Annotated in this window: 14 protein-coding genes; all 14 read right to left on the bottom strand. The window is 46.6% G+C overall.

Translation table 11 applies throughout. The annotated features are described in order from the left end of the window. Positions 1-37 precede the first annotated feature (37 nt). On the bottom strand, positions 38-412 hold the full coding sequence (locus tag EI981_RS08360; RefSeq protein ID WP_126997162.1) for a diacylglycerol kinase family protein: 375 nt from the start codon (positions 410-412) through the stop codon (positions 38-40). Further along, complete coding sequence (gene ybeY / locus EI981_RS08355) at positions 412-915, bottom strand: rRNA maturation RNase YbeY (protein ID WP_126997160.1); 504 nt, start codon at positions 913-915, stop codon at positions 412-414. Before ybeY ends, EI981_RS08360 begins: the two co-directional genes overlap by 1 nt. Next, a complete protein-coding gene (locus EI981_RS08350; protein ID WP_126997158.1) occupies positions 905-3,181 on the bottom strand; it encodes an HD family phosphohydrolase in 2,277 nt (758 codons plus the stop codon). The genes ybeY and EI981_RS08350 overlap by 11 nt, the downstream gene beginning before the upstream one ends. Positions 3,182-3,199: 18 nt before the next feature. After that, positions 3,200-4,171, bottom strand: coding sequence for a PhoH family protein (locus EI981_RS08345; protein WP_126997156.1), 972 nt, complete (start codon positions 4,169-4,171; stop codon positions 3,200-3,202). 19 nt (positions 4,172-4,190) lie between these two features. Then, positions 4,191-5,360, bottom strand: a complete 1,170-nt coding sequence (gene yqfD / locus EI981_RS08340) for a sporulation protein YqfD (protein ID WP_126997154.1) — start codon at positions 5,358-5,360, stop codon at positions 4,191-4,193. Positions 5,361-5,363: 3 nt separating this feature from the next. Further along, positions 5,364-5,651, bottom strand: coding sequence for a sporulation protein YqfC (yqfC, locus tag EI981_RS08335; protein WP_126997152.1), 288 nt, complete (start codon positions 5,649-5,651; stop codon positions 5,364-5,366). A 110-nt stretch (positions 5,652-5,761) separates the two neighbouring features. Beyond that, positions 5,762-6,205, bottom strand: a complete 444-nt coding sequence (locus EI981_RS08330; protein ID WP_126997150.1) for a GatB/YqeY domain-containing protein — start codon at positions 6,203-6,205, stop codon at positions 5,762-5,764. A gap of 15 nt (positions 6,206-6,220) precedes the next feature. Further along, entirely contained in the window at positions 6,221-6,394 is a 174-nt protein-coding gene (gene rpsU / locus EI981_RS08325) for a 30S ribosomal protein S21 (RefSeq protein WP_005547957.1), read from the bottom strand. Between the two features lie 221 nt (positions 6,395-6,615). Further along, positions 6,616-6,981 carry a histidine triad nucleotide-binding protein gene (locus EI981_RS08320; RefSeq protein WP_126997148.1) on the bottom strand — a complete coding sequence of 122 codons (366 nt, stop codon included), beginning with the start codon at positions 6,979-6,981 and terminating at the stop codon, positions 6,616-6,618. 529 nt (positions 6,982-7,510) lie between these two features. Continuing rightward, a complete protein-coding gene (locus EI981_RS08315) occupies positions 7,511-8,659 on the bottom strand; it encodes an ABC transporter permease (RefSeq protein WP_126997147.1) in 1,149 nt (382 codons plus the stop codon). Position 8,660: 1 nt separating this feature from the next. Continuing rightward, positions 8,661-9,797, bottom strand: coding sequence for an ABC transporter permease (locus EI981_RS08310; protein ID WP_126997145.1), 1,137 nt, complete (start codon positions 9,795-9,797; stop codon positions 8,661-8,663). Positions 9,798-9,840: 43 nt separating this feature from the next. Then, positions 9,841-10,776: an ABC transporter ATP-binding protein gene (locus EI981_RS08305; RefSeq protein ID WP_126997143.1), complete on the bottom strand. Its 936-nt coding sequence runs from the start codon at positions 10,774-10,776 to the stop codon at positions 9,841-9,843. A gap of 691 nt (positions 10,777-11,467) precedes the next feature. After that, entirely contained in the window at positions 11,468-12,565 is a 1,098-nt protein-coding gene (locus EI981_RS08300; RefSeq protein WP_162616135.1) for a sensor histidine kinase, read from the bottom strand. A 19-nt stretch (positions 12,566-12,584) separates the two neighbouring features. Continuing rightward, positions 12,585-13,229 (bottom strand): response regulator transcription factor, encoded by a 645-nt coding sequence (locus EI981_RS08295; protein WP_126997139.1) that lies wholly within the window; start codon positions 13,227-13,229, stop codon positions 12,585-12,587. Between the last annotated feature and the right edge of the window lie 49 nt (positions 13,230-13,278).

The following is a 13,278-nucleotide window of genomic DNA, read 5'->3' as shown; positions in this document are numbered from 1 at the left end:
TTCCTCAAGCTGCAATGCAGCGAATCTGCGAATAAGTTCAAATCATCCCAAGCCAACTCATTACAGGCTGATAGAATAATAGTACCGCAACCAATACCGAGATTATCGCTGCAACCAGTACCGCTGCGGCTGCTGCATCCTTGGCAATCTTGGCCAACTTGTGCCAATCAGGACTGATCAGATCGACCGCCTTCTCAATCGCCGTATTCAGCAACTCCGTGCAAATCACTAGCGCAATCATAACCAGTAATAGAGCAATATCCCTTAGCGGGAGTTGAAAAAACAACGCAGCCAGCACCACTAAGATGCCGGCCAGTACGTGAATGCGCAGATTTCGTTCTGTTCGTAAAGAATGGATGATCCCCTCAAATGCACAGCCGAATACATCGCTCCATTTACGCTTCGATCTCATTAGCGGAGCAGCCCTACTTGGGAAAGAGCGGCCTCTTGTTTGCCCATCATTTCTGCTTCGCTAACTTCATCCTGATGGTCATAACCAAGCAAATGCAAGAAGCCATGCACAAACAAGAAGCCAATTTCCCGATTAAGAGAATGACCGTAGTCCTCGCCCTGCTGCTGAGCACGCTCTACAGAGATAATGATATCGCCAAGCACGTCTGTCATTGCATCCAGCTGATCCGCTTCATCAGCATCCACTTCATATACGATCTCCAGTTCATCATCGAGGGATTCCTGCATCGCAAAGGACAATACATCCGTTGGCCGATCAATACCACGATAGGTCCGGTTCAGTTCATGAATATTCTCGTCATCGACGAAGGTCAGGGCAACCTCGCCTTCCGTCACCCCTTCCGCTTCGCCTGCCTTTTGTAGCAATTTATCCAATAAAGCAATTAATTCGTCGCTAATTGCCAGCTTATCCTGCTCGTTACTCCATTCTAATTTAAGCGCCATTTCCTTCCTGCCCCCTGTTGTTCTCTTCTTCCGCCGCTTTTGTCTTCTTCATTTGCTCCGGATATTCGATCCGGGAATGGAAGATCCCCATCACCGTCTCCTTCAGCGTTTTGGCAATGACATCAAGCTCGCGCATCGTCAAATCGCATTCATTGAACTGGTGATCGTCCAGACGGCTCTTAATAATCTTCTCAATCATTGTCTCTACCTGTTCCACCGTCGGCTTGCGCAGCGAACGAACAGCCGCTTCTACACTATCCGCAATCCCTACTACGGCAGCCTCTTTGGATTGAGCCTTAGGACCGTGGTAACGGAAGTCCTCCTCGGTGAATTCAGGCTTAATTCCTTGCTCTTCAGCCAAGGTCAGCGCCTTATGATAGAAATAATGCAGGCAGGTCGTTCCATGATGCTGCTCTGCGATATCGCGAATCGGCTTAGGCAGCTTGTATTCTTTCAACATCTCGACTCCATCTGTCGTATGAGCAATAATGATCGACTTACTCAGCTTCGGATCGATGAAATCATGCGGATTCTCCATATTGTTCTGATTCTCAATAAAATAGCTTGGTCGCTTCGTCTTACCAATATCGTGATAGTAAGAGCCCACGCGGCATAGCAGCCCGTTCGCGCCGATCGCCTCAGCTGCTGCTTCCGATAGATTGCCTACCATCACGCTATGATGGTAGGTTCCCGGCGTCTCGATCAGCAGCTTGCGTAGCAAAGGATGGTTCGGGTTAGACAACTCTACCAGCTTGAGCGCAGACAGAATTCCAAAAGTAACCTCGAAGAAAGGCATTAAACCGATGACAAGAATTGTCGTCAGCAGGCCTCCAGCAACGGCAAAGCCAATCGTATACAGCGTGCTGGATTCTGTCCATCCTTTATTGTCAATCAGGATCAACGTGAAAGCCGAGAATGACCCGAACAGACAGATCATAATGCCCGCTTTCAACAACGTCGAACGCTGGCTGGCCCGATGTATCGCGAAGATCGCCGCAAAGGAAATCACGATCGTAAAGAAACCAAAGCTGAAGTCAAAAATTTGCCCTTTATGCACATTCAAAATTACACTCGCCAGGACACTGAACAAAATAGTGCAAATATATGCAAGCTGTAAATCAAGCAACAATGTAATCAGCATAGCTCCAACAGCAACTGGAGCAAGAAAACCAACATATATTCGCTGCTCATTCTGAAGAATAGCAGCTAGATGCATCGAGATAATTGTAATCACAATGATCATCAGCAGCATAACAAACTGCGAATTGTTGTATTTGAAGCGGCTGACCCCTTCCGATTGACGGATATACATAATCAGTCCCAGTGCAAGCATGGAAGAGAGCATGGCGAGAGCGAATTGCGGCCAATAGTTGACCTCTTTCTTAAGCAAGCCATTCTTCTCAAGCAAGCTATACATCTCTTCAGTGATTTTCTGCCCCTTGGCTACGAGTACGTCCCCCTGCTTAATAAAGACCGTTGGAGTATTCTCCCGTGCCTCCACCTTGGCAGTCTTGGTCGCCTCTTCATCATAGAACTTGTTAGGGGTAATCACAAGACGAGCCAGCTCCTGCACAACTTCACGGGACACCCGCTTGCTCAGAGAGCTCGTGCTGACCATTTCAGCCACTTTTGCCCTGGCTGTCTGTGCATCAACGATCTGATCAGTCATCAGCCGTGAGACGATATCTGCGGCTACCGGCTTCATCTCATTAACATCTTCGAGCGTCAAGCGCGGAATCTTAATAAATGTCTCTTCAGAGATATGGTACTGCTGCTCATTAATTCGATCTGTGGCCTCTTGAAACAGTGTAGGCGTATATTCGTTCGAATTCCGATTATTCTTAATGAAGTTCTGTATGTAATCCTTAACCCGCTGAGGCAGTTCATCACGGTAGATCTTCGTCTTTTCCTCGGTCGACACTTGATCATCCTGATTCAACCGGGTGATCCGATCAAGAATTTGTCCAATAAGAATCTCATTGCGCATCGGAAGGATCGTATAGACTTGTCCTACCTTCTCAGCCGCTTCTTCCTGGGCCTTCAACGTCGCTTTGGTATCCGGAATTTCCATCGGAGCTAGAATCTCTTTATCACTAGGCATGCCAACCGCAATATCATAGGTTTCTGGCAACAGCTTGGATGCCATACTCACATACAGGATTACAATCAAGAGAATATACAAAATATAGCGCACAGTCGCGCTATATCTCCATCCTGCAGCCTTCGATTGGAACTTGCTCTTTTTTTGCATTTCATTTGAGGTCATAGAGACAGCCCTCCTATACTAGGCCTGATTTTCAGCGGCACGATCATAAGCAACAATAATCTTCTGAACGAGCGAGTGGCGCACCACATCCGACTCCACAAAATCAACAAAGCCGATTTCATCAATATTATTCAGAATGGTTCTCGCCTCAATCAGCCCGGATTTCTTGCCTCGCGGAAGATCAATCTGAGTCACATCGCCCGTGATAACCATCTTCGAGCCAAAACCAAGCCGAGTCAGGAACATCTTCATCTGTTCAGGCGTCGTATTCTGGGCCTCGTCCAAGATGATGAAAGAATCATCCAGCGTACGACCACGCATATAGGCAAGCGGAGCGATCTCAATCAAGCCCCGTTCCAATGCCTTGGCTGTCTGATCCGGTCCCATAACGTCATATAACGCATCATACAGCGGGCGTAAATAAGGGTCTACCTTCTCCTGCAAATCTCCTGGCAAGAAGCCCAAGTTCTCCCCAGCCTCGACCGCAGGACGGGTCAGGATAATACGCTTAACCGAGCCTTCCTTCAGCGCCGCGATAGCCAGCACGACAGCAAGATACGTCTTGCCTGTCCCTGCCGGGCCGATACCGAATACAATATCGTTCTTCTTGATCGTCGTGACATAATGCTTCTGTCCGATCGTCTTGACACGGATCGGCTTACCCCGAAAGGTTACAGCGATCTCTCCCTTATATAAATCAAGCAATTGATCCGCTCTGAAATCTTGCGCCAGATCAATCGCATAGAGCACATCTCTTTCGGTCAATATATATCCATTGCGGATGAGTTCAAGCAATACTTCGAATAACTGCTCAAGCCGTTCTACATCGCCATTCTGCCCGCGGACAGAAATTTCCGACTCTCTCAGGACGATGCTTGCCTTAAATCTCTTCTCAATCAACTTCAGGAACGCATCCTGAGGGCCGAATAATGACAAGCCTTCAGACGCACTTTGGAGCGTTATTTTGATACTGACAAGTTGTTCTGACAAATTAGCCTCATTCTCCTTGCTATTGTACGATTGGTAGTTCTTTTGCTATATCCTGATCTACTTCAAAATGCACTTTCATATAAACTTTACCATTCTCAGTCTTCTCATGCAAAATTTTTTGCGATAAAACTACGCTATTTTTCCCATACTTGGCCATAATATCTCGTTTTGCCGCTTCTATTCCATCATTTTTTGCCTTTTCCTCAGTAATCGCCAATTCAATGAACGTCGTCTCCATGATTTCCTCGCTCATCCAGCCGATTGGCAGCTTGAAGCTTCGCCAAGTCAGCGGGTCTAACTTCGTTAAGGTGTTAGACTTTTCGAATTCAACCTTCCCATATCCGGTAAGCTGAATCGCTGTCTTGCCAAAATATAAATACCCGCGTTCCTTCTTCTCCCCAGTATAAACCTTCTGCTTGCGCAGCAGTGGGATCTCGATATTGTATTCATGCCAGACAGCACCTCTGACCTCACCCTTGGCGACAATTGTCTTGCCCCCCTGTTCACCAGAGATAAGAATTTGCCCCTTGCGGACGCGATCATTCTTCTTCACTTCCGGCTGGCCTCTCTCCACATAAATACGTGTAACAACCGCATCTGACGTGCTTACAAAACTACGCGGGTTCATTAGCTCCTGTTCCTTCGGCTTCGACGCCTCCACGATCTGGATCGTGATCCTCGTCCCCGTTCGTGAGACGCCAACCCATGAGACGCCCGGCAGCTTTCGGGCAAGATCCTTGGACAGCTCGTCCTGTCTAGGCAGCCGGTAAATCCATTGGAAAGCATATACTCCCTCGCTACGGGCAGCAAGCAGGATATCTTCCTTTGGAATTTTACCATTGCCCTCCACTTCAATATCCCATACCAGAGAAGATAAAGCTAGTACAACGCCGATAAAAAGGGCAAATCCGAAGACGAACCATTTACGCTTCCATAATCTGAACATCATAAAAGGAATACCTGAGCGACGCTTCACACTGATACGGCAGCCTGTCCGCTTCAGAAGTGGACGCAGCTTGAAGAAGTCCGCAAGCTGGATGTTCATCTCCATTGTTCCATCCGGGAGCGGCTTCAAATCCCATACCTGCATCTCTTTCTTCGTTAGCTCATTGACAAGAAATTCAATCGATTTACCGCGGACGACAATCGTAACTACGCCGCGCAAATTAGCAAAGACGGGTGATTTCACAACTTACTCCTCCGTTCCGCGATATTTAATTCCTTCGATTCTCCCTTCGATGACGATCTCCTGTGGCAATATTTCCTTTATGACAAGTCCACTCCCCTCGACCTCAAGAGAACCGTGGCTTAACTCCAATTGAAGCTGTTCCGGAGAGAAGAACACTACCCCGCGATGATTCTCTATGTACAACTGCTTACCTCCGATCAAGGTGAGCCTTGGCAAATTAAAAACAAGATCTCCTGGCAAGTCGAGCGCATCGACCGTCCATTTGCGGAATTTGCGGACAAACCGGCTCATATGAGGCAATCCTCCTTCCCCTACTGTACAAAATATGCGGGGAGGCGGTGATTTATGAAAACACAAGAAAAAACACCTTCTACGTTGTAGAAGGTGTTTACCTCTATTAGCTATTGCAGAGACTGTTGCACTGCCTGATTAATGAGCTTACCGTCAGCCCGACCTTTGACCTTGGGCATAAGTGCGCTCATCACTTTCCCCATATCAGCTTTTGAAGAAGCACCGGTTTCCTGGATGGTCTGCTGTACAATGACTTTAATTTCTTCTTCAGTTAACTGCATGGGAAGGTATACGGCAATGATCTCAACTTCCGCTCTGGCACTCGCGGCAAGATCGTCGCGACCCGCTTTTTCAAATTCTTGGAGGGCATCTTTGCGCTGTTTGATCTCACGACTTAGGATATCAAGCACTTCATTATCGTCCAAAGTTCTTTTCAAATCTATCTCAAGATTTTTAATCGTAGAACGTACCATTCGTATGGTGGAGAGTTTGAACTTGTCTTGACTCTTCATCGCTTGCTTCATATCTTCGTTCAATCGCTCGCTAAGATTCATGGTAGCTAATTCCTCCTAAAACTTTCTCTTACGAGCAGCCTCGGACTTTTTCTTGCGCTTTACGCTTGGCTTTTCATAATGCTTGCGTTTCTTCACCTCAGCCAATACGCCATCTTTAGCAATGGAACGTTTAAAGCGACGAAGTGCAGCATCAATTGTCTCGTTTTTGCGAACTTTAGTTTCAGACACCAGTTTTCCCTCCCTCCGACCAGACCGTCCAAGAGCATAACAACACGGTTCATCAAGCTACATTATAGGGGAAAAATAAAGAAGGTGTCAACCTGACACCCTGTTTTCCTGCTTATTATTTATTACCTTCTTAACCATGGACACCTATCAGCATGATGCAAAAACGGCGGTATACCTTAGTTTTTCCACAATTTCAGGCATTTAGCCGTTCACAAAATTCGTCAATTTGCATGTGAATCCGAAGTTTGTGCTAGTAGCCCCAGCTTCGCCCCGCCAAGCAAGTGATAGTGAATATGATAAACAGCTTGTCCACTATCAGGACCGCAGTTGTTAATCAGTCTGTACCCTGTCTCTGCAACGCCAAGCTCTTTGGCCACCTGCTGTGCAACGCGGTGCAATTCGCCGATCATGGCATAATCCTCTGAGCCGACTTCGTTCATCGTAGCGATATGTTTCTTCGGAATGATCAGAACATGGACAGGCGCTGCAGGCTGGATGTCATGAAATACGAGAAATGTATCGTCTTCATACACTTTTTTCGAAGGGATCTTCCCCTCTACTATGCTGCAAAACAAACAATTTTCCATTTTACATAATCCTCCTTCAAGGTAGTGTTCAGAATTCAAGTGTTCTTTAGTACAACTTCCTTTAATAAGGTACTTCAAAAAGTCGGCTTTTGATTACGAAGTGAATCAAGAAGTATCTCGACATCAAATCTTGAGTTCAGCCGGGTCTAAGCAGATGCTTACGAAGTTATGTTTCCTACGGAAACATCTCAGGTGCTCACGTACCCAAAACGTACGCTCCGCTCCTCAGACCCTAGCTTCATCCAACTGGAGCGTATTGAAAAAACGCATATCGGAAGCATAAGCTTCGGTACTGAAACCAACCTTTTTGAACACACACTTAATCATACCGAAAAAAGGCAAAAAAAAGAAGCACCCTGCTTCCTCTCAGTAAGGAAGCGAATCTACGGACGTATTGGAATCAAAAATAAGCATTTCTGCCACCAATACGTCCGCCGGGGTGCATCAATAAGATGTCGGCTAACTGTAGTATAACAGCCACTTGGTGCTGTATCTGTGATGTACATCACGTTTTAATATATCCCCAAAATTATACGAAGTTCCTGATGTCATTCATCCGTTTGAACTTATATGAGGCAAGTAGGAAGAAGACTACAATAAATCCTCCCAGCACTAGCAGATTGAACCCTATACTGGTGAAACTATCACCCTCCTGCAGCTGTTTGATGGTCTGTAATACCCAATGTTGGGGCAGAAAATCAGCGATGCGTCGTAAGAATGCCGGCATAACATCGATCGGGAAGAAACAACCGGCAAGCAGGCAACTCGGTGTTATAACCAGATTCTGCAGAGCCCCGGACATCCCGCTGCTCTTAGAGAAAGCAACGATGGATAAGGAGATGCCCACTGAAATTAGTGCAAATAAAGCTAGCAGACCGACCAATTGATACAGCGGTATTCCCGTATCGAATTTGAACACATACCTGATGCAAATAACGGTGAAACCGATCTGTATCAGCATGACAATAAAATTGACGATAATATTTGAAATTACATAGGTTCTAGGAGTGATCGGTGAAGACATAATCCGGAAGTAAGTACGATCCTCTCTTCCTTTCAGAATCAACTCAGATAGGTTGATGGCCGACATCATCATGAACATGATCAGAAATCCGATCGATTGATAAGACATCTGAACCATCAAAGAGTTATCATGCACAGTATTAGCCGTTAATTGGAAGTCCTGTTTCTGATAATCTTCATAAAGTTGCTTGAATCGGGTTGGATCGCCGTCAGAAATTTGACCGACCGCAGCAAAATTATCAATATAGTTATACAGCATTGCCTTCACATATGCCGTCACCTGAGCGCCCTTCAGCGATTGAATGACGATTTGTGCAGGTTCTCCGGCTAGTACGCTGTCTGAATAACCCTTCTGTAAGATTAACCCGCTGTCGAGCTTGCCGGCGGCAAGCTGCTTCTGCATTTCGGCCTCCGTCACATTCTCAACTTTGACCTGATCAAGACCCTGTAGAAAAGAGATGGTATTCGCGGCAATCTCTGCCCCGTCCTCGTTGACTACGCCGACATGTAGCCCTTCCTGGCCGTTTCCCGAATAGATTAATAGGGAGAACAGAATGCCCGCCAAAGGCAAACCTAGATAAAGAATCAGGTTGCTGCGTTTGCGGAAAGTCGTACGCAATAATGTAATGACGAGCCAACAAATATCTTTTAGCATATTATAGTCCCTCCCTACGCCGCATCATGACCGCAGCAATTGTCAACATCACGATAGCGATTCCGATATTAAGAGCAAATACCGGCCACATCTCCCAAATCTCATTCCTATAGACGATGCCCGTCAGCGCATTATTCGTCCAGCGGACCGGAGACATTCGAATGATAAAAGACATGATCTTGGTTAACTCAATCCCCGCTTCATCGAATGGGAAATAGGCTCCTCCAAAGATCGCCCCGAGCTGTGTGATCAACAGAAGTATGGCGCGACTCGCTGTATCCTTGAATATATAGCTGACGGCCAGCCCCAAGCTAACGGCCATAATAACCTCAGATAACAACAGGAGAATGACGACGGGCAAATGATCACCCCAATATGCACCAAAGGCAAATTTACTGAAGAAGATAATAATCAGAACACAAAGCATATTCACAGCGAGATTGCCAAGGACCTTGCCAATGAAAATTTCTCCTTTATTAATCGGGGCAGCCACGAGCCGGAATGCTGTCCCCTCTCTGACCTCCCCGGTAATTAACTGGCCGGCAGACATTGCGCCCCACAAGGCGACCAACGCGGTCATCGCCATTGCATAATAATCCAGTGCGCCGGGCTTACGATCAGGAATTAGCGAAGTCTCCTTGATATAGTTTTGGGCTGCGGGCTCAGAGCCCACGACTCCTATTTTGTCAGGCTCCAGCTTAGCAATTGTACTGATCACCTTGTATTTCTCAGTGAACGCAGTCAGCGTTCCCTGCAAAATTTGATGCTCCAACGTAATGAAGCTGTTACTGTATAGCTCAATCCCATCCTTTGTTAGTTCCACGTAGTCGGCATAGCGCCCCGCCCTTACCTCTTCTGTACCATCCATACCCGCCTTTAGGTCCTCGAACAGGATACCTGATTTGGCCGTCTCCGCAGAGAATGCCGCGAAGCTGCGTGTTAGGGCCTCATTCTCTCCTCTGTCCTTGACCAGGACGTGAATTTTGTCGATGTTCGTCGTTCCGCTCTCAAAAGCATTGCTAAGCGCAAAGCCCAAAATCATCATTAGCACAATTGGAAATGCCAGCATAAATATAAGCGTCCAACGGTCACGCATATCCTGCAAAACTTCTTTATACGCAATGCGTAAAATGTTCATTGATTTCTCTTCCCCCGTTCATTGGCATCGCCTTCCACGCTTCTTAGTCCCGAAGTGTTCGTCCAGTCAGCGTCAGAAATACCGTCTCTAGATTCGGCTCCTGCTCCTCAACCGAACGGATATCCGCATCATGGCTGATTAATTCCTTCAGAATCAGACCGAGATTATCTACTTCCAGATCGCAGAAAACCCGCACGGTCTGTTCCAGCAATTCGACACTTCTTACACCCGGAATTCTGCGCAAAGTATCGGCAAGGCTCGGAATGCATTTCTTAAGCTCGATTCGAATCTCTTTAAGATCTGTAATTGTCGCTACCAACTGCTCCTTAGTCCCCTCTGCGATGACCTTACCATGGTCGATAATAGCGACCCGGGTGCAGATCTCCTCCACTTCCTCCATATAGTGGCTGGTGTAGATGATCGTGCAGCCCATCTCATTTAGCTTGCGTACCGAATTTAGAATATAATTCCGGGAGTGAGGGTCGATTCCGACCGTTGGCTCATCCATAATGATCAGCTTGGGGCGATGTGCGATTGCACAGGCAATATTGAGGCGCCGTTTCATCCCGCCAGAGAAGTTCTTCGGATAACTCTTCATCTTGTCTTCCAGCCCGACGAACTTAAGGGCTTCAATCGTCCGCTCCTTAAGTTCTGCCCCGCGTAATCCGTATAAGCCGGCAAAGAAGCTAACATTCTCATAGGCGGTCATCTCTTTGTAGATCGCCAAATCCTGCGGGACTATGCCCAGATTCATCTTGGTGTAGCGGCTATGCTTCATGAGGTCCCGATCCAAGATCCGAATCTCTCCGCTGCTTGGACGTAGCAAGGAGGCCACCAGGTTGATCGTTGTACTCTTGCCCGCCCCGTTCGCTCCAAGGAACCCGAATATCTCGCCTTCCCGAACCGCCAGTGATATATTGTCAACAGCTATGAATTCACCAAACTTCTTGGTCAATTCGCGAATTTCCAGTACATTCATCCCAGACACTCTCCATTTCGATTCATCATTTCTCATCCGCTTGATGATCCTATTGTAGAAAAAAAGGATGCCCTTATGTCAGTGCATAAGTTCATCCTTTGTATATTAGAAATTTCATGTTTTTAGGGATTGTTCAAAAAGTCCCCTTTTGATCACGTAGCAGTACTAAAAGTTTATTCGACATCGAATCTTGAATTCAGCCGGGCCTTCCGGTGCTCACGTACAAACTACGTACGCTGTGCTCCTTTCGTCCCTAGCTACACCCAACTGAAGCGTTTTGAAAAAACGCACATCGGAAGCATAAGCTTTGGTGCTGAAAGTCTGACTTTTTGAACTTGTACTTTTAGTAAAACACATAGCCAGGGGGGTGAATATTTTCATGTGCAAACTCTAACGAAACTACAGATCGTTATTTCCCCATCAAGAGCAACAAATTAAATCTAACGAAACACCATATCGTTATTCGTGAGAAATCCGCTCTATTCGCCGTAAATTCACCCAAATAGCGATACCCAGTTTCGTTACAATTTTTATCTGCCATTTCCGGCCCATATAACGATATCCAGTTTCGTTAGAGTTGGAGAGATGTGGCTCTAACTATATAGAGCTAGCGATTTATCAACATTCTGCCACATTACCATTGGCTTGCTCTATCACTGCTGGCGGAAACTTCTATATGAGAAAATTCACCCTAGCTTTCCCCGGTAAGCGGAATGAGCGTAGTGACGCTGAAGCCCTTCGTTCCATCAGCAATAATTGTACCACCCACTGAGGCAGACCGTTCTTCCATACCAATCAGTCCGAGGCCCTTCACAATTTTATCTTTACCGCGCCCATTGTCGTTCACAACAACTTTGATCATTTTACCCAATACCCGAACTTCAACATGAACCGTTGTAGCACCTGCGTACTTGGCTGTATTCGTCAATGCTTCTGTCACATTCTCATGAATGATCTTCCAGTGAAGGGGTGTAATCAGTTCAAGATTGCCCCCATGTATAACCGAAGTCACTAGGCCGGAATGGCCACCGAAGGCCTCCACCAACGTCTTCAGCCGCTGGATCCCTAGTTGCTGCAGCGCTGGTTTCATGTTCTTCAGCGTATGCCGGATCTGTTCGATCGCCTCTTTGGAGATGCCGATGGCATTCTGCAGCAGATTCTCAGCGGACTCAGGATCGGTCTGCAAAATACGCTTGGCTGCCTCCATTTGAATAAGCGCACCTGTCATCGAGTGGCCTACCCCGTCATGAATTTCCTGAGACAAACGGTTACGCTCCTCCAGCTTATATGTATACTCCGATACGCGAATGAACTCCTCATTCTCATGCAGCTTCCTGCGAAGCTGGTCCTGAGAATGCCGCATCTGATCCAGTTGTTCCTCCTGCTTCCTGGCCTTGTCACGCGATTTACTGATTAGTAGGTAGTTCATCATACTCAGTACAGCTATAAGACCATACAGCATAAGCAGAGAGCCGCTGATGATCCATAGCGGTACGAGCAGCAAGAGATAGTACCATTTCTGTCTCTGGCCGTCATACGAAGCCAAATCAAAAATGCTAAACGGGTATAGTAGCAAAAAATAAGGATTAATATAGAACGCACAAATTAGTGTATAAGCCATTCCAATCCCGATTACAGCCTGTGCGACATAACGGTTGCGTATTATCTGAGCCGATAGATTGATCGCAATATAGACAAGAAAATAGAATACTAGCCATCTCGAGGGCCGATCATTCATAAAGTACGCCCCAGAAACAACGAATAATAAGACAACCAGCTTATTACCCATATTCCATAGCTCCATCTCTCTAACGTATCCTTCCCGTTAAATAATAGATAGCAATTTGGGTGCGGTGCTCAAGCCCGGTCTTGTTCAATAGCGAAGTGATATAATTAGCGACCGTTCCTTCAGAAATGAACAGTTCCCTGGAAATCTCTTTGTTGGACAACCCTTTGGCAATGCCGGACATGACCTCTAGTTCGCGCTCAGTGAACAAACTGACATCAATCGGCGGTTCGACCACGCCGGGCGTATGATCGCCAAGATTCAGCTTCAGTTTGTCAAGAATGACATTCTGCAATACGTTATGACCATGATGGATACTCCTAATCGCATCACGGATCCGCTCAGGATCGTTATTTTTTAGCAAATATCCCTTGGCGCCAAAGCGAATAGCATCCGTAATATACTCATCATCGTCAAAGGTAGTCAGAATAAGCGGCTTCGTCTTCGTCGTCTCCGTGAGCAGACGAGTAGCCTCGACACCATTCATATTCGGCATGCGCACATCGAGCAGCGCTACATCCACCTCGTTGGCCTGGCAGAATTCCACCGCCTCGCGGCCGTCCTCCACTGTGGCTAGTACTTCGAATTCCTCGAAAGAGTTGAGGATAATGCGCATGCCCTCTCTGATAAATGAATTATCATCCGCGATTAATACTTTAATTTTCATACATCGACCTCTTTCATACTTTCCTCTCCTTCACTTACTCCGTCATAGT

It is taken from the genome of Paenibacillus lutimineralis (assembly GCF_003991425.1).
In the GTDB taxonomy this organism is placed as follows: Bacteria; Bacillota; Bacilli; order Paenibacillales; family Paenibacillaceae; genus Fontibacillus; species Fontibacillus lutimineralis.
The sequence above is the reverse complement of the archived record's forward strand: the minus strand, read 5'-3'. Positions and strand labels throughout refer to the sequence as shown.